18 protein-coding genes and 1 tRNA gene are annotated in these 16079 nt (G+C 65.4%); 11 read left to right on the forward strand and 8 right to left on the reverse strand.

Going from position 1 to position 16079, the window contains the following annotated elements; genetic code table 11:
- Positions 1-14 precede the first annotated feature (14 nt).
- A complete protein-coding gene (locus ACQPYZ_RS02120; protein WP_433164662.1) occupies positions 15-2351 on the reverse strand; it encodes an FtsX-like permease family protein in 2337 nt (778 codons plus the stop codon).
- The gene (locus tag ACQPYZ_RS02125) at positions 2348-3055 is read right to left on the reverse strand and encodes an ABC transporter ATP-binding protein (protein WP_433164664.1); all 708 of its coding nucleotides are present in this window, start codon (positions 3053-3055) and stop codon (positions 2348-2350) included. The genes ACQPYZ_RS02120 and ACQPYZ_RS02125 overlap by 4 nt, the downstream gene beginning before the upstream one ends.
- A 129-nt stretch (positions 3056-3184) precedes the next feature.
- Between ACQPYZ_RS02125 and ACQPYZ_RS02130 the strand changes: the two genes are divergently transcribed.
- The 4 genes from ACQPYZ_RS02130 (at position 3185) to ACQPYZ_RS02145 (ending at position 6141) form a co-directional block, all read left to right on the forward strand.
- Positions 3185-3973 carry a sensor histidine kinase gene (locus ACQPYZ_RS02130; RefSeq protein ID WP_433164666.1) on the forward strand — a complete coding sequence of 263 codons (789 nt, stop codon included), beginning with the start codon at positions 3185-3187 and terminating at the stop codon, positions 3971-3973.
- A 56-nt stretch (positions 3974-4029) separates the two neighbouring features.
- Positions 4030-4641 carry a response regulator gene (locus tag ACQPYZ_RS02135; protein WP_433169605.1) on the forward strand — a complete coding sequence of 204 codons (612 nt, stop codon included), beginning with the start codon at positions 4030-4032 and terminating at the stop codon, positions 4639-4641.
- A 62-nt stretch (positions 4642-4703) separates the two neighbouring features.
- Positions 4704-5576, forward strand: a complete 873-nt coding sequence (locus ACQPYZ_RS02140; protein ID WP_433164668.1) for a class I SAM-dependent methyltransferase — start codon at positions 4704-4706, stop codon at positions 5574-5576.
- Positions 5577-5637: 61 nt separating this feature from the next.
- Positions 5638-6141 carry a hypothetical protein gene (locus ACQPYZ_RS02145; RefSeq protein WP_433164670.1) on the forward strand — a complete coding sequence of 168 codons (504 nt, stop codon included), beginning with the start codon at positions 5638-5640 and terminating at the stop codon, positions 6139-6141.
- A gap of 397 nt (positions 6142-6538) precedes the next feature.
- Here the strand turns inward: ACQPYZ_RS02145 and ACQPYZ_RS02150 are convergent, their stop codons facing one another.
- Together ACQPYZ_RS02150 and ACQPYZ_RS02155 are read right to left on the reverse strand one after the other, a co-directional pair.
- Positions 6539-7213 carry a class I SAM-dependent methyltransferase gene (locus ACQPYZ_RS02150; RefSeq protein ID WP_433164672.1) on the reverse strand — a complete coding sequence of 225 codons (675 nt, stop codon included), beginning with the start codon at positions 7211-7213 and terminating at the stop codon, positions 6539-6541.
- A gap of 71 nt (positions 7214-7284) precedes the next feature.
- Entirely contained in the window at positions 7285-7899 is a 615-nt protein-coding gene (locus ACQPYZ_RS02155; RefSeq protein WP_433164674.1) for a hypothetical protein, read from the reverse strand.
- A 770-nt stretch (positions 7900-8669) separates the two neighbouring features.
- Here ACQPYZ_RS02155 and ACQPYZ_RS02160 point away from each other — a divergent pair.
- The 3 genes from ACQPYZ_RS02160 (at position 8670) to ACQPYZ_RS02170 (ending at position 11064) form a co-directional block, all read left to right on the forward strand.
- Entirely contained in the window at positions 8670-9521 is an 852-nt protein-coding gene (locus ACQPYZ_RS02160) for a TIGR04255 family protein (protein WP_433164676.1), read from the forward strand.
- 28 nt (positions 9522-9549) lie between these two features.
- Complete coding sequence (locus ACQPYZ_RS02165) at positions 9550-10221, forward strand: hypothetical protein (RefSeq protein ID WP_433164678.1); 672 nt, start codon at positions 9550-9552, stop codon at positions 10219-10221.
- A gap of 168 nt (positions 10222-10389) precedes the next feature.
- Positions 10390-11064: a hypothetical protein gene (locus tag ACQPYZ_RS02170; RefSeq protein ID WP_433164680.1), complete on the forward strand. Its 675-nt coding sequence runs from the start codon at positions 10390-10392 to the stop codon at positions 11062-11064.
- An 18-nt stretch (positions 11065-11082) separates the two neighbouring features.
- On the opposite strand, the gene ACQPYZ_RS02175 is transcribed toward ACQPYZ_RS02170, so the two are convergent.
- Positions 11083-11517: an HAD family hydrolase gene (locus ACQPYZ_RS02175; protein WP_433164682.1), complete on the reverse strand. Its 435-nt coding sequence runs from the start codon at positions 11515-11517 to the stop codon at positions 11083-11085.
- 44 nt (positions 11518-11561) lie between these two features.
- On the reverse strand, positions 11562-12635 hold the full coding sequence (locus ACQPYZ_RS02180) for an IS630 family transposase (RefSeq protein ID WP_433164684.1): 1074 nt from the start codon (positions 12633-12635) through the stop codon (positions 11562-11564).
- 98 nt (positions 12636-12733) lie between these two features.
- Between ACQPYZ_RS02180 and ACQPYZ_RS02185 the strand changes: the two genes are divergently transcribed.
- The gene (locus ACQPYZ_RS02185; RefSeq protein ID WP_433164686.1) at positions 12734-13405 is read left to right on the forward strand and encodes a tyrosine-type recombinase/integrase; all 672 of its coding nucleotides are present in this window, start codon (positions 12734-12736) and stop codon (positions 13403-13405) included.
- Between the two features lie 26 nt (positions 13406-13431).
- Here ACQPYZ_RS02185 and ACQPYZ_RS02190 read toward each other — a convergent pair.
- A tRNA-Ser gene (locus tag ACQPYZ_RS02190) sits at positions 13432-13519 on the reverse strand.
- Positions 13520-13613: 94 nt separating this feature from the next.
- Between ACQPYZ_RS02190 and ACQPYZ_RS02195 the strand changes: the two genes are divergently transcribed.
- From ACQPYZ_RS02195 to ACQPYZ_RS02205, 3 genes are all read left to right on the forward strand, one after another.
- Positions 13614-14120 carry an RNA polymerase sigma factor gene (locus ACQPYZ_RS02195; RefSeq protein WP_433164688.1) on the forward strand — a complete coding sequence of 169 codons (507 nt, stop codon included), beginning with the start codon at positions 13614-13616 and terminating at the stop codon, positions 14118-14120.
- A complete protein-coding gene (locus tag ACQPYZ_RS02200) occupies positions 14117-14524 on the forward strand; it encodes a hypothetical protein (protein WP_433164689.1) in 408 nt (135 codons plus the stop codon). The genes ACQPYZ_RS02195 and ACQPYZ_RS02200 overlap by 4 nt, the downstream gene beginning before the upstream one ends.
- Positions 14525-14644: 120 nt before the next feature.
- Positions 14645-15271 carry a CatB-related O-acetyltransferase gene (locus ACQPYZ_RS02205; protein WP_433164691.1) on the forward strand — a complete coding sequence of 209 codons (627 nt, stop codon included), beginning with the start codon at positions 14645-14647 and terminating at the stop codon, positions 15269-15271.
- Here the strand turns inward: ACQPYZ_RS02205 and ACQPYZ_RS02210 are convergent.
- Positions 15264-16079 (reverse strand): TIGR03620 family F420-dependent LLM class oxidoreductase, encoded by an 816-nt coding sequence (locus tag ACQPYZ_RS02210; protein WP_433164693.1) that lies wholly within the window; start codon positions 16077-16079, stop codon positions 15264-15266. The two genes, ACQPYZ_RS02205 and ACQPYZ_RS02210, sit on opposite strands and share 8 nt — an antisense overlap.

Here is a 16079-nt window from a genome sequence, read left to right on the forward strand (position 1 = left end):
ATAGGTGCGCGGCATCACTCGTTGTGGAGGACCTGGGCGATGGTGGTCCGGGCGGCGGTTCTGGCCGGCACGTAGGCGCCCAGAGCGGCGATGGTGATGCCGGCGAGGACGAAGAGGGCCAGCAGGGGGCGGGGGTAGACGTCGAGCATGAAGTCGGGGACGGCGACCTGGGCGCCGTTGGCCATCGCGGGGACGACGAGGCGGTGGGCAATCACGCCGAACGGGATGCCGAGCAGGCCGCCGATCGCGCCCAGAGCGGCCATCGAGGTGACCACCATCAGCGTGACCTGGCCCGGCGTCATGCCGATCGACTTGAGCATGCCGAGGTCGCGGCGCCGCTCCCGGGTGTTGAGGACGACGGTGTTGAACACACCGAGCGCGGCCACTGTCCCGAGCATCACCGTCAGCAGTACGACGGTCGCCAGCACGATCGCGACGAACGCGCCCGGATCCTGGCCGGGGACCTCCTGCAGTCCCGGATCCCCGGCCTGCACGGCTTTCACGTAGCCGTCGAGGTCGGTGCCCGGCTCGAGCTGGATCTCGTACATGGTCGCCCGCAGGTCCGGTGCGATCAGCGCCAACGTCTCCCAGTTGGACAACATCTCCTCACTGGAGTTGTAGAGCGCCTTCGCGACGATCCGCATCTGGACGCTCTTGTTCTTCCACTGCAGCGTGATCGTGTCCCCGACGGACAGGCCGCGCTGCCGCAGGAAGCGCTCGGACACGGCCACCTGCCGCGGTCCGTCGAACCAGTGCCCTTCCAGCACCCGGAAGCCGACCTGGTCCGAGTCGCCGCGGTAGAAACTGACGCGAAGCTCCTGCTTGGTGCCGGGCAGCCGCATCGGCAGGTCCCGGCTCGCCGTCACGTAGGCGGCTCCGGGCGTCGTACGCAGCAACGCCTCGTCCTCGGGATCGCTCAGCTTGGCGGACGGTCCCGGCGGCCCGGCGCCCTCCGGAGCGAGCTGCGGTCCCTCGTCCACCACACCGGGGGACATCGTCAGGTCCACGGCGCCCACTCGGCTCGCGGCGGTCTGATAGTTCGTCAGCGACGTACCGAGGCCGACCGCCAACGTCACACTCGTCACCCCGAGTACGACGGCCGCCAACGTCAGCGCCGTCCGTCCGGGCCGCGCGAACGGCATCCCGAGCCCGAGGCTGACGGACCGCGGCAGCCGGGTCCCGCTCAGCCAACGCTGCGCCCGCAGCCCGCGGCCGGCCCGCGGTGCGCTGCCGGCACTGATCGCCTCGGCTGCTGACAGACCCCGAGCCCGCAGCGACGGCACCAGTGCGGAAAGAGCCACCAGCACTGGTACGCCGACCAGCGCGGCCACGTCCACCCAGATCGGAACCCGTACGCCGTCAGCGCCGTAGTTCTCGAAGGCCCTGGCCAGCAAGGACCCCGCGAGGACGTTGCCCAGAACCGTCCCCAGTGCACAGCCGACGATCGCCGGGATCGAGATCATCGCCAGATAGACCGCCATCACCTGGCTCGGCGTGAATCCGAGCGCCTTCAGCACGCCGATGTGCTTGAAGCCTGCCACCACCGCCCCACTGACCACGTTGGCGACAATCAGCACGGCGACCGCCAGCCCGAGCCACCCGAACACCATCAGGAACGGCACGAACGTGTTCGGCTCACCAGTGGCAACCGCCCGCAGCGCAAGGTATGACTGCGTGCCGAGCAAGGCACCTGACGGCAGACCGGTAGTCACCGCGGTCTGCCCGGCCGACACCTGTGCGTTGGTCGCGGACTGCGTGAAGCGATACAGCACCTGGCTGCCGGTCGGCTTCAGTGCCGTCATCTGCTCGGGCGCCACCCAGGCGTCCGCGGACTCGCTCACGCTGTAGGCGAACCCGACCACCGTGAGCGTCGTCCCGCCGGCCGCGAACTGCGTCCCGACCATGGGTGCGCCTCGCCCGCCGCGATCGACCGGGTTCCGGTTGAGCACGATCTCGCCGGGCTTCTCGGCCCAGCGTCCCTCCCACACGTTGAGGCGGTCGACCGGGCCGCCACTGTCCGCGCGACCCACGACCACGAGCGGCAGCGGGCGTCCGCTCGTCGTCAGGTCCACAGCGGCCACGCCGAAAGGTCCTGCGACCGCCTCGACCTGGGACTGTTTGGCGGCCGTCATCAGTTGGCTGTCGGAGACCTTGCTCCGGTCGTACGACGCGACCAGGTGTGCACCGCTCTGACGCGCGTACGCCTGGTCGAAGGGGCCTGACGAGGCTGCCAGGAGGCCTAGCGCCACCACGATCATCGTGGTCGACAGCGCGACCACTACTCCGATCACCACGGTCTGCAGGCGTCGGCGTCGTACTGCCGCTCGGGACACCGGCCAGACGGCGCTCACGGCGTACGCTCCAGGGTGCGCTCGCGGGCGACCTGTCCGTCGACCACTTCGATCAGTCGGCTGGCGCAGCGGGTGGCGAGTTGCTGGTCGTGAGTGACGAGCAGCAGGGTCTGGCCGATCTGGTTGAGGTCGAGCAGAAGGTCCGTGACTTGTTCGCCGGCACGGGTGTCCAGTGCGCCGGTCGGTTCGTCGGCGAGCAGGATGGCCGGCCTGTTCATCAGCGCCCGCGCGACAGCGACGCGCTGACGCTCGCCACCGCTCAGTTGGGCCGGGTACGTGTTGCGGCGCCCCGCGATGCCGAGCTCCTCGAAGAGTTCCAGCGCGCGCTTCCGGGCCTGGCCCGAGGACGTGCCGGTGAGCTGGGCCGCCAACGCGACGTTGTCCAGGGCGGACAGGTCGTCGAGCAGGTTGAAGAACTGGAAGATCATGCCGATCCGCCGGCGCCGGTAGAGCGCCAGGCCCTTTTCGTCGAGCCTGCCCAAGTCCTCGCCGTGGACCACGACCGTGCCGGCAGTCGGCCGGTCCAGGCCCGCGACCATGCTCAGCAGGGTCGACTTGCCGCTGCCCGACGGCCCCATCACCGCGACCGCCTCGCCGGCCCGGATCTCCAGCGACACCGCGTCCAGCGCGACGGACTCGCCGTACTCCTTGCGGACCCCGTCGAGCCGGACGACCGCCTGTTCGTTGCCTGCTGCATCCGTCATGGCTGCACGCTAGGTCGGCCGGCGTCCGGCGTACGTCAGTCTGCGGGCGGAACGTCCGGACCGCGTCATCCTGGGGATGTACGCCTGTGGATGATGCGGAGTCCCCAGGCCGTTTGGGACAGTGGACAGGTGATCACGATCGGGCTGCTCGTCCTGGCCTGCCTGGCGGCCGGGGCACTCGCGGTCGCGCTGGTTCGGGCCCGGCGCGCGCACGCCCGGGCGCTGGAGGAACGCGGCTGGTTGCTGGAGCGCGAGCGGGAGAGCGCGGCGCAGAGCGCGGTCGACGCCGAGCGCGCCCGGATCGCCCAGGACCTGCACGACATCGTCAGCCACAACGTCAGCGTGATGGTGATCCAGGCAGGCGCCGCCCGGCACGTACTCGCCACCGAGCCGGCCGACGCGGAAGCGGCGCTGCTCGCGGTGGAGGCTGCCGGCCGGGACACGATGGCCGAGCTCCGGCACCTGCTCGGGCTGCTCGCGCCCTCGGCCGACGGAGCGGCCGAGGAGTTGTCGCCGCAGCCCAGTCTGAGCCGGTTGAGTCCGCTGATCGACCGGATCGCGTTCGCCGGGCTGCCGGTCGACGTACGCATCTCCGGCGAGCCTCGGCCGTTGCCGGCCGGCGTGGACGTCACGGCGTACCGGATCATCCAGGAGGCGCTGACCAACGCGCTGAAGCACGGCGACGGGGTGAAGGCCGAGGTGACCGTGCGGTACGCCGACCACGCTCTGCGGGTCGAGGTACTCAACACTGGCCCGAGCGTCCTGTCCGGCGTTCGCCCACCCGGTCCGGACGGGGATGGCCGCGGCTTGCTCGGGCTACGCCAACGGGTCGCCGTGTACGGCGGGGACCTCGACGCCCGGCGGCGACTCGGCGGCGGGTTCCGGGTGCGGGCGAAGATCCCGCTGGAGCGCCCGTGACGGAACCCCGGGTGGTGATCGCGGACGACCAGGCGCTGGTGCGGATCGGGTTCCGGATGATCCTGACCGCTCGCGGGATCGAGGTGGTCGGCGAGGCCGGCGACGGCGGCGAAGCGGTCGAGGCAGTACGGCGGTTGCGGCCGGACGTCGTCCTGATGGACATCCGCATGCCGACGATGGACGGTCTGGAGGCGACCCGCCGGATCCTGGCCGAGTCACCGGACTGTCGCGTGCTGATGCTGACGACGTTCGACCTGGATCGCTACGTGTACGCCGCTCTCGCGGCCGGGGCGAGCGGATTCCTGCTGAAGGACGTGACGCCCGAGCACCTGGCTGCGGCGGTCCGGCTGGTCGACACCGGGGACGCCTTGCTCGCTCCGTCGATCACTCGGCGGCTGGTCGAGCGGTTCGCGGTGGGGTCTGCGCAGCCCGCCGTACATCGGGATCTGGCTGTGCTGACGCCGCGCGAGCTGGAGGTGCTCACGCTGATGGGCCACGGCCTGTCCAACGCGGAGCTGGCCGGTCAGCTCACGTTGAGCGAGGCGACGGTGAAGACCCATGTGGCCCGAATCTTCGCCAAGTTGTCGCTCCGCGACCGCGCGCAGGCCGTCGTACTGGCTTATGAGACCGGCCTCGTGTCGCCGGGTGATCGCACCCCTGATGGTTGACCATTGCCACTGACAACGACGGCGAACTAGAGTCCGCATCCTGCCGGAGGGGACGTGTAGTCATGGCTGATGGAACGTGCATCCTGTGCGCGAAGAGTGGGCCGTTCCGCCCGCGCGGGGCGAAGGACGGGTACGGCATCGAGGAGTGCCCGGAGTGCGGGCTCGTCCAGCTCGTGCCAACGCCGACGCCGGAGACCCTGCGTGCGCTCTACGAGGGGGAGTCGTACTTCGGCGGCGACGGCGACACGGGCTACTCGCAGTACGAGAGCCAGGAGCTCGAGTACCTCGCGACCTTCCGCGAAGACGTGAAGCGGATCGCCGAGTTCGTGCCCTCGGGACGGGTGCTCGAGGTGGGCTGCGGTTACGGGTACTTCCTGAAGTGCGCCCTGGATGCCGGCTACGACGCCTACGGCATCGACCTCTCGCCGGCAGCCGTCAAGTGGGCTGCTGAGCGCCACCCGGGTCGAGTGTTCTGCGGGCTGCTCGAAGAGATCCCGGAGATCCAGGAGCAGCAGTACGACGTCATCTTCGGCTCGCACCTGATCGAGCACCTCACCGAGCCGGGCGCCTTCCTCGAGACGGCCGCGCGCCTGCTCAAGCCGGGCGGGTTGGTCGTGCTGGTCACGCCGAACATCCGCAGCCTGCTCGCCCGGGTCTCCGGTCCGCGCTGGGTGTCCTTCAAGATCCCCGAGCACGTCAGCTACTACGACCATGGCACCATCACCGAGCTGCTGAACCGCGGCGGCTTCAGCGTGCGCGCGATCGACCCCGCCTACCAGTACTACGCCCTTCCGTTCGTCAGCTCCCGGGTCCGGGAGCTCCTGCATCCCGTCTCACGCCTCGTCCCGCCCGTCGAGAACACGAAGCTCCTCCGGGACCGACGCATCCGCGTCACCAGCGGTTCGATGCGAGTGATCGCCGCCTTGATCTCCTAACGCAGCAACTCGTGGCACCCAGGGCGTCTGAGGGATGGACGTCTCAGCTGGGAGGCTCACGATGAACGTTCCGCACACCCTCCGCCGCCACTGGATCTGGCCGGCGGCCGCCGCCCTGACAACAGCCGGGATCGTCCTCGCACTGAACGCGTCCGCCGACCCACGCCCCACCCCCGGCACGACACCCGCGCCCCCACCCGCACCTGACGCTGCGTCGTCCGAGCGCACCCTCGAGCTTCCGACGTCAGGCTGGAAGCCGGGCAACCCCGCCATGACAGCCCTTCGCACCGGCATCATCCGAGTCACCGCCGACGGCTGCCCCTACCTGGCGCCCTCAGACCCACGATCCCCAGCCACCCGCACACCCCTCATCTGGCCCGCCCGCTACACAGCCCGCTACGGCAACGACGGCAAACTCCAGATCCTCGCCCCCAACGGCGCCCCAGTAGCCCGCGAAGACACCCCCTTCTCTGCCGGCGGCGGCATGATCCCCACCCAAGCCACCCACCCCTGCCTCTTCAACGCCCCCGACGCCTTCGTCATCATGCAAGACCTGACCCGCTGAACGCCGTCATCCCCAGAAACGACAGACGGGCCGACCGCCGCAGCGCCGGACCCACCTGATGTCCGTCCACCCGGAAACTCCCGGGGACCAGCGGAGGATACGAGATTCGAACTCGTGAGGGGTTGCCCCCAACACGCTTTCCAATTCCTTGGAGCCGTGTTCGGCAGAGTTCAGGTACGGCTCCCACGTCTGGTTGGCACATCGGTCGAGCGACGGCGAACGGTCGCGAACGTAGGTGAATGAGACCAGAACTGAGACCGTCCGACCTTCGGTGGCGCGTCTCCGGGGCATCGCGATCGGCTAGAGATCTGCTCTCACCGAAGCAGTCTCCGATTCAGGTATGAGGACGCAGCGGTCGCTTTGCCTATTAATTCTGGCCAGCGTCGCCGTGTAGGCATCATTTGGAACAGACGAACATCAGGAACCTTGGATACTTCCAAGCCTCCGGATAGAGAGCGCGTGATTCGTCAGATGGCATCGGTTCGATGATCGAATCAACTGAGAAGCCAGCGGTAATCATTGCGGAGTGGTACATCTCAAGCGGGCGATGAACGTGCGTGCTAGTGAGTCCCGAATTGGATTTCGATATTGAGAACTCAGCTTCTATGAAAATCTCCTTCTCGTACTCGAACCAATCGGCGTCGGCATATCCCCAGTATCGTGGCCAGAACCAGGGGTGAGTGATCGTAGAGATGAAATGTGCCTGCGATGCCGCAAGTTGGAAGATGTCCCGAAGTACCCTGACCAGATCCGGTGAGTCCATCAGGGTCATGTGTGCCAAGATGGCGTCGAATTGATCTGTGGCAGAACTCGAATACGTCTCGGCTGACGCGTGCCGAAAGTCAACACGACCTGTGGAGTTTGATCTTGCCAGCTCAATAGATCCCCTGCTCGGGTCTATGCCAACGGTGTGCTCAAAATTTGGCGCAAGTAGTTCGGTGAAATAGCCGCTGCCGCAACCAACATCTAGGAGAGTTCGGGGTGCTGGCTCCAACAACGCTCTCTCAACTGCTGGACGTAGTACGTGCGTAAAACTTATGTCTTGACCGGTGCGCAATTGATGATCGCGCACCGGCGAGAGGCTGTCCCACTCCTTCGCGACAAGCTCGACTGTCCTAGGGGTGGTTTTGTGCGGCTTAAGATTCAAACTCGGTCAGGCCTTCGGGAGTATCGCTTCACTATTTCCAATAGATCCTGGGACAGATTGAATGCAGGATCGGTCAGCTCCGAGAATTCCTCGACCCGATGCTTGCCGTCCTGGGCGCGCCCAATTGCAACTCGGGTGTCATTCCGGTTGATGTTGATCATCGTAAACCGTGATCTGATCACGTAGTCGATATTTCCGTAGTAGTAGACCTCGGCGCCGAGGGCTTGGAGTTCCTCGCTGATCCTGATCTCTTCAGGTAAGAACAGGTGCAGTTCGCCATCTCGAGCTTTCTGGCGCAAAAGATTTCGCATCTCATCTGTAGAAACCCAGCTCAGATCGCGACTGAAAATCGCCACGCTGCTCGCATTGCTGATCCAGTGGTACATGTAGCGTCGGATGGCTTCATGTCCCTTGAAGTATTTTACCGGGCGCTCGCGAAAATCATTGACGTCTACCCATATGGCAATAATTGTCAGTAGCCCAGAGGTCACGAAAAGGGCTATCTGGAATACGGTCCAAGGTTGTTCTGGGCGACGGGTAGCTAACACGACGCCCACAAATGACGCTAGTGCGCCGATACTGATAATGATGTCTCGTAGGAGACGTTTCACTAGTTCCTCCCCGGTCGTCCGGCAGTCGATGCCTTCCTCGCATGTGTTGATCGCCTGGACACAACGCCCCGCTTCGTCATCCGTAGGCAGCTCAGAGTATCGGTGTTCTGCGCGGCGTCTGAGCCCGGCGTTGTCTTGAGAGTTCTTCGCATCAGGCGGCAGTCGCCGCGCTCGCGAGGAGGCTCCGTGATCCGTGGCGCAACGCGGCCACCAGCATCGTCTGTCAGTACTGACGCCGTGGTGCTGCCTGATTGGCAATTCAGAGACCAGACTGAGACCACTGAAGGGTCCGGCCCGGTCGCTGATGCGGCCAAGCTGGTTCCATTCGGTCTCCGAGAGAGCCCCGATGTTGCCCTGACCAGCGGAGCGCCGGTCGGTTGGCCGCTCGGAGAGTGACGAAGGAAACGAGATTCGAGCTCGTGAGGGGTGCCCCCACTACGCCTCCACGACCGCAATCAGCCGTTTGGCTGGGTTCAAGAACCCTCTTGGCAGCCGGCTCCGGTGAGCCCTGATCGTTGGCGAACGATCCCGAACTGCGGTGGATGAGACCCATGTCGAGTCTCCCGCGGCCGGTCTGCTACCCAGTTGAAGAGGCTTCTCACCTGCGAGGATGTAGCCACGGCGCTGAACTTACGTGTGACTTAGGCAGATGGAGACCCAACTGGTGCGTCACGAGGTCCGCGCGCCTTGAGAACCTCCTGAGACTTCGGCTACGAAGCAGCGACAGTTGCCCTGGGTACGGCTACAGTGGTTGGAAAGTTGCTGGAAAGATGGAGGAAGACGTGCTGGAACTAGAGCAACCCGCGCCTTTCGCCCTGGATAGGCCGCCGCTGGTCCAAGCGCTTACCCAAGTTCAATTCCCCCAGATCGCCCGCCTCTCCACCCTTGCTGGCGTCGCAGACATCCAGGATGCTCTGCTCGACAGCTTCCCCTACATGCAGCAGGTGGACGTGCAAGAGCTGCAGGTTGCCTTTGGGCCGGGTGGCGTCAACCCACAAGCGACCGCCAACAAGGTGACGCACTTCAAGACGGACGACGGGTGGAGCTTCGAACTAAGTGCCGGCGCTGCGGCATTGACCGCCACTCCGAGCGCGTATAAGAGCGCGCGGACTTTTGCAGAGAGACTTAGACAGGGCCTCGTCGCGCTGTCAACGGTGCCTGGCTTGAGCCGGTGCACCCGGCTCGGTGTCCGTTACGTCAACATCGCCCCCGTCTTCGCGAGTTCAACTGAGTGGACAGACTGGTTTAAGCCAGAGCTTCTGGGGTGGGCTCGCCCGGGACTCTTGGCGCCTGACACCGAGCTGGCCGCCATGATTACCGAGACGCGGACCAACTCTCGCATGGGTGGTTCGTTAGCTTGGGCGTCAAAAATTGAAGGCGTCATCAGGCATGGCTACGCGCCGAAGGGCAGCGTCCTGCCGCTTAGTCAGCCGCAGCCTCTCGACGAAACCTCATTTATCCTCGATCTCGATCTGTTTGTAACCGAGCACCAACCATGGGACGCCGAAGTGCTCGTCGAACAGTACATTGCACTTCATTCACAGATAGAAACGTTCTTCTATTGGACACTCACGGACAAGGGTAAGGAAGTATTTGGATATCGAGAGGAGTCCAATGGTTGATACACAGGCCACACGGCGCCTAACTTCCATGGCGAGTGATTTCGAACATCTCACTAATTTGCTGCCCGGCACCTGTAATGCCTGGAACGCCGCGCTCATTCAGAGTGATCGGGGAATTGTAGATCTATTCGCCGCCTCCCGCGAGCCAAACTTCCCGGGACGCGAGTATTCGCCCATGTTCCTGATCCCTGCCTTGGTCATTGACGGCTCGGCCGTATTCGCAAGTCGCGAACTGTCCCCCATGAGAGGACGTATCCATATCTCGGAGGCCGAGACCAACCTGCGACCGAGCAGGCAAACGGTCGCTGACATGCTTGCAGACGTTCAGGATTGGACCGATTGGTCATACAGGCGAGTGGCAGCAGTTCTCGGGACCACTCACCCGACCATCGCGCGTCTAGCGCAGAATATCACCTCGGCGCGGTCTTCCTCGGCCATTGAGAGCCTCCGCCAGGTGCACGGCGTGCTGGAACGTCTGGCACCGCTGCGACCGGACGCGAGCGACCTTGCGGAACTCCTCTCGCAGCGCAACCCGGCGTCGCAAAATTCTGTTGAGGAACTGCTCCGGGCCGGTGAGTACAACAGCGCCTACCGGCTAGCCTTGACGATCGTTTCAGGCGGAGATCGCGAGATGCTCGGCGGATCTAGTTTTGCTTCGATTCCTGCCACCTATCCGGTCGACGGGGATGGTTGGGTGTAGCGATTGTCCGAGATGAAGGATGCTCCGCCACCGGATTGCGCCGAAGGCTCATTGCGGTCCCTTGGGTGGCAGCAAGGATGCGTCTTCGAGTTGGAGCTACCACACTATTCATTGGGCATTGATAGTGACGGGCGACCGGCGGCCACGCCGGATGTGCACGGTGAGTGGATGATTGCCACACAAGACTGCGAGTTGGCGTGGACAGATGCGGACAGGGATGACTATTGCATCGAGGTTCGCCCGGTGTTTCATGAAGATCCACCGGACATGTGGGGAATTCGAAGCCAGCGAATCCTTCTTACCCAGGTGCAATATCTGGATTCTCAATCGCCGCGGATGATGCTATCTCCGCGACTAATTGCGGCGTCGAAAGATCTGCTGCACAAGTTGTGCTTGATGCCGAGTGCGGCACGAGCGGTGAAGACATGGCTCGGACTCCGCTATGATCGGCCCGCAGTTCCAGGCATCTTTGTCGATCTGCACATGGCGCTGAGGAGCCAGGTGACCAAAAAGTCCCGTAGAAAACTCGGCTTCTATGTGCGCGACGTGATGGTTCGCTACGCAAAGAATGGCGAAGGGCTCGTGACCTTTGAGCTGTTTGCGGTTCTGCCGAGAAGCGACACGCCGGAAGGCGCGGCGGCGGCAGTTGTTCGCGACAAGATTGAAGAATGGCTAGCCGACATAGCCAAGTCCATTCCCGTCTCGCTCGGAGTCGCAAGCCAAGTGCTTGCAGTGCCGGCTGATCGCGCTTCTATTGCCTTTCTTGAAGAGGCATATGCAGTGGATGCTAGCGATGTCAGCTGGCCGCGTGGGGGCGGTAGTCTGGTTGGAGCGAGCCGCTAGGTGTCATTTCCGAATGGATTAGGGCAGAGCGGCGGCTATCTCGGCCATCGCCCGAATGATGATATCGGCACGCGCCAAAGCGAGCGCTTCATCCTTTCCGGGTTTGTTGGCGTATCCGACGGTGTGCGCGCCAGCGGTGCGGCCGGCTTCCATATCGCTCGTCTGGTCGCCGATGAAGATGCAGGCCGCTGTCGGCACGCCGAGCGCCCTCGTAGCGTTCTCGATCAGGTGCGGGCTGGGCTTCATTAGCGTTGGGTCTGAGGGATCGCGGCCCTCCACGTGGGCTACTTGGTCGGCTAGGCCGGTGCGAGCGAGGTAGCGTACGACGGCTTCGGCGTAGTTGTTGCTCACGATCGCCACTCGCTTGCCGCCGCTCTGGCAGGCGGCCAGCGACTCTGCAGCGCCTGGAGTAGGCAGTGCAGATTCCACCGCCTTCAACTCGGCGTCCTGCAAGGCCCTCTCAAGCCGGGCGGCCAGCTCCCGGTCGTGGGCGGCTGCTAGTGGTTCGTGTTTGAAGTGGTCTGACGGTTGGCTTTCCTGAGGACTTGGTCGGCGGTCTTGGTCCAGACGAAGGGGTGGCAGCGGTCGTTCCAGCCGTCGATGAAGGCGCGGATCTTGGCGTTGAGGTCGCGCACAGAGCCGAAGGTGCCGCGGCGGATGGCCTGGCGTTCGATGATGCCGAACCAGACCTCCACCAGGTTGAGCCACGATCCGGACGTCGGGGTGAAGTGCACCTGGATACGCGGGTTGGCTGCCAGCCAGGTACGGATCTCGGGGCGCTTGTGGGCGGCGTAGTTGTCCATCACCAGGTGCAACTGGTCGTCGGGGTAGGTCTTGGCAACCTGCTTGAGGAAGGCCAGGAACTCCTGGTGGCGGTGCCGGGGCTTGACCGCTGCGGTCACCACGCCGGTGGCGATCTCCAGGGCCGCGAACAACGTGGTAGTGCCATGCCGGACGTAGTCATGGGTGCGCCGCTCGGCCAGCCCGGGTTGCATCGGCAGGACCGGCTGGGTCCGGTCCAACGCCTGGACCTGCGACTTCTCGTCCACGCACAAAACGATCGCGTTCTCCGGCGGCGCCAGATACAACCCGACCACATCGGTGACCTTGGCGACCAGCTCGGGATCGGTGGAGAACTTGAACGTCTCCACCCGCCACGGCTGCACCCCGTAATCGCGCCAAGCCTTGGCCACCGTGCCATTACTCACCCCCAGCCGAGCGGCCAGCAGCCGGCTCGACCAATGCGTCACCCCCAGCCGCTTCGGCGGCGGCTTCAGCGTCTCCGCCACGATCTTGCGATGGTCGACCACCCGCGGCCGACCCGACCGCGGCTCATCATCCAGCCCTGCCAGCCCACGCTCCGCGTACCGCTCCCGCCAGCCAATCACCGTCGGCCGCGAGACCCCCACCCGCTGCGCGATAGCCGTATTGGCCTCACCATCGGCCGCCAGCAGCACGATCCGCGCCCGCTGCGCCAGACCCGCCCGACCCGACGACGACCGAGCCATCCGCACCAACCGCTCCCGATCACCCTCACGAAGAGTCAGCGCAGCAGCAGGTCGATTCGCCATGCCCCCATCCTGACGTACACCAACCGTAAATCAACTAACTACACGCGACACTAGCGCTTCGCTGGGCTGACGTCGACCTCGACACCAAGCAATTGCGTGTGAAATGGACGGCGCTCCGGCCGATCTACGGACACGGATGCCGCGACCGGAGCGGACGAAACCCCGGCTTCTGCCCACAGAAAGTCAGGATCAATCCTCTGATCGGCGAGACCAAGAGCCGCGCGGGGAAACGCACTATCGGACTGCCGGATCAGCTTGTCTCGCTGCTTCGCGACCACCGAGCTGCGCAGGACGCAGAACGACAACGGGCGCGCCAGCTCTGGACCGATGGTGACTGGGTCTTCGCCAGCACGACCGGCGAGCCGCTGAATCCCAACACCGACCACCACGAATGGAAGGCACTCCTACGGCGTGCTGCTGTCCGCGAGTCGCGACTACACGACGCACGACACACCGCCGCGACGATGCTTCTCGCCCTGGGGGTTCCTGAGCGAGCTGCAATGGGAGTGATGGGCTGGTCCTCGACAGCAATGGCTGCCCGGTATCAGCACATGACGGACCCGATCCGACGAGACATCGCCCAGCGTCTAGGAGGGCTGCTCTGGGAACCGGGCGACGATCGGCCGGACGATGGCACGGCCGGCGTCGCGGTACCGGCCGAGAGAACAACTGAGACCAAAACTGAGACCAAACGACTCCGGGGCGGCTCCCAGATGTGGGAGCCGCCCCGGCTGTTGTCTGCTCTCCGAGAGTCTGAAACCGTGCTCTGACCTGCGGTTTCTTCATACCGAGAGACTGGCGGAGGATACGAGATTCGAACTCGTGAGGGGTTGCCCCCAACACGCTTTCCAAGCGTGCGCCCTAGGCCTCTAGGCGAATCCTCCAAGCGGAGAGGATACGCGAGAGGGCTGACGAACCTGAAATCGGGCCCGTGAACCTGGCAGGCGGCTCTGGCGACTGTACGGGCAGGAGGTGAGTGTGGAGCCGGAATGGGTGGCGGTGGTGGTGCGGGCGCAGTTGGGCGAGCGGGAGGCGGTCGCCGAGCTGGTCCGGGGTTGGCACGAGCCGGTGTGGGGCTACGTACGGCGGATGCTCGGCCGCGACGACCTGGCCGACGACGTCTCGCAGGAGGTCTGGCTGGCCGTCGTACGCGGACTGCCTCGCCTGAAGGAGCCGGAGCGGTTTGCCGCCTGGCTGTTCACCATCGCTCGTCGCAGTGTCGTCAACCAGCTCCGGGACAAGTACGCCGACCCGCCGCCACCGGCGTACGACGAACCGGACCTGGCGGACCACGTGGTCGACCGGGTCGACGTACGGCGCCTGGTCGACAAGGTACCCGTGGTCGAGCGGGACGTGCTCGTGTTGTTCCACCTGGAGGACCTGAGTCTGGAGGAGTGCGCCGAGGTGCTCGGAGTACCCGTCGGGACGGTGAAGTCGCGCCTCCACCGAGCGCGCCGGCTGATCAGGGAAGGAGTGGAGCCGTGATCTCGGCCGAGGAGACGATCGCAGGATTGCAGGACGCGCTGTCGCTGCGCCGACGGGTCCGCTCGCTGGTTCAACTGTCCGGCGCGGCGGCCGTCGTCGCGCTCATCGCTGCCCTCTGGCTGACCGAGGACGACCTCCCCGCTAGGACACAGGCCGGTTTCGCGGCGATCATCGCCATCGGCCTGCTGACCATCGGCCAAGCGACACGCGCCCTCCGCCGCCGCGGCAGCCTGTTCGCCAAGGACCGCGTCATCGCCGGCTGGATCGCCGCGGCCTTCGCGGTCCTCCTCGCCGCGGGGCTCGCACTCGCCGGCCGAGGCCTTCTCGGATTGCCAATCGCGCTCGCGGCGTTCGGATTTCTGCTCTTCACCCGACAAGCACGTAAGAGATTGGAGCGACGATGAAACCGATCGGACCCCTCGCCATAGCGCTGCGGCGCTTCGCGAGCAACCGCACCGCCGTCCTGATCGCGGCGGCCCTGATTGTGCTGCTGGTGGTCGGCCTGCTCGTCTAGGGTCGTCGGCATGGACGCCACCGACCCGAACGTCGTACACCCGATGCCCGAGGCCGAGCGCGTGGTCCTACTGAAGGCGGTGGTGACGTCACCGCTCATCGACGTCGGGGACTATTCGTACTACGACGACCCCAAGGACCCGACCGCGTTCGAGACCACGAACGTGCTCTACCACTACGGCCCCGAGAAGCTCCGCATCGGCAAGTACTGCGCTCTCGGCGAGGGCACCACGTTCATCATGAACGGCGCGAACCACCGGATGGACGGTCCGTCAACGTTCCCGTTCCCAATCATGGGCGGCGCGTGGGCAGAGAACTTCGACCTGATCACCGGGCTGCCGGGCCGTGGCGACACGGTGGTCGGGAACGACGTGTGGTTCGGGTACCGCAGCCTGGTCATGCCCGGCGTGACGATCGGGGACGGCGCGATCGTCGCGTCCGGGGCGGTCGTGGTGGACGACGTACCGCCGTACGGGATCGTCGGCGGCAACCCGGCGAAGCTGATCCGCACCCGGTTCCCTGCGGCGGACATCGCCAGGCTGCAGGCGATCGCGTGGTGGGACTGGCCGGTCGACCGGGTCACCGCGAACGTCCGCGCGATCATGTCCGGCAGCATCGACGACCTGGAACTCAGCTGAGCAGAGTGCCCGCCAGCGTCCGCCACTGCTCGATGGGCTGCGGTCCGGTCACGCCGGTGATCACGTTCACCGCGACGTGATCGGCGCCGGCGTCGAGGTGCTCGCTCAGCTTCGCCTTGATGTCGGCCGGCGTACCCCACGCGGCCAGCGCGTCGACCATGTGATCGGGCAGCTCGGCCTGGTCCTTCGGACTGAACCCCTGCCGCTCGAGCGAGGCGGCGTACGACGGGAGCTGCGGGAAGAACCCGATCGTGTCGCGCGCGATCGCCCGCGCCCGGTCCGCGTCGGTCTCCACGACGACCAGGTGGCTGACCGCAAGCAGCTTGTCCGGACCGAGCACCTTCCGTGCCTCGGCGGTGTACGTCGCTGTGGTCAGGAACGGGTACGCACCGGCCGTCCGCTCCCGAGCGAGCTCCAGCATCCGCGGACCGAGCGCCGCGAGCACTCGACGCTCGAGTGGTACGTCGACCTCGTCGAGGTACGTGGTGAGCGTGGCGAACGGCTTCGGCCCGCGCGCACCGCCGAGACCGACCGTGAACCGGCCCGGGGCGGTCGACTCCAGCGCGGCGTACGTCGTACTGACGTCCGCGGCACTGTACTGGTCGACGGAGAGGATGCCGCTGACGAAGTGGATCGACTTGGTCGAGTTGATCAGGTCGATGATGGTCTGGAGGCCGGGCAGCGGACCGCCGGACAACCAGATCGCGGGGTAGCCGAGCTCCTCGGCCGCCTGCGCGGCGGCCAGGGACTCCGGAGTGCTGTCAAGACCGGTGGTGATCCCGAACGGACCGAATTGATGATTCGTCAC

Origin of the sequence: Kribbella sp. CA-247076 (assembly GCF_050942445.1) — a bacterium.
GTDB lineage: Bacteria > Actinomycetota > Actinomycetes > Propionibacteriales > Kribbellaceae > Kribbella.

Excerpts from the sequence above, each read along its gene's own strand:
- ACQPYZ_RS02125 (WP_433164664.1), bottom strand. The coding sequence starts at position 3,055 with ATGACGGATGCAGCAGGCAACGAACAGGCGGTCGTCCGGCTCGACGGG.
- ACQPYZ_RS02135 (WP_433169605.1), top strand. The coding sequence starts at position 4,030 with ATGATCCTGACCGCTCGCGGGATCGAGGTGGTCGGCGAGGCCGGCGAC.
- ACQPYZ_RS02140 (WP_433164668.1), top strand. The coding sequence starts at position 4,704 with ATGGCTGATGGAACGTGCATCCTGTGCGCGAAGAGTGGGCCGTTCCGC.
- ACQPYZ_RS02145 (WP_433164670.1), top strand. The coding sequence starts at position 5,638 with ATGAACGTTCCGCACACCCTCCGCCGCCACTGGATCTGGCCGGCGGCC.
- ACQPYZ_RS02160 (WP_433164676.1), top strand. The coding sequence starts at position 8,670 with ATGGAGGAAGACGTGCTGGAACTAGAGCAACCCGCGCCTTTCGCCCTG.
- ACQPYZ_RS02165 (WP_433164678.1), top strand. The coding sequence starts at position 9,550 with ATGGCGAGTGATTTCGAACATCTCACTAATTTGCTGCCCGGCACCTGT.
- ACQPYZ_RS02170 (WP_433164680.1), top strand. The coding sequence starts at position 10,390 with ATGATTGCCACACAAGACTGCGAGTTGGCGTGGACAGATGCGGACAGG.
- ACQPYZ_RS02180 (WP_433164684.1), bottom strand. The coding sequence starts at position 12,635 with ATGGCGAATCGACCTGCTGCTGCGCTGACTCTTCGTGAGGGTGATCGG.
- ACQPYZ_RS02205 (WP_433164691.1), top strand. The coding sequence starts at position 14,645 with ATGGACGCCACCGACCCGAACGTCGTACACCCGATGCCCGAGGCCGAG.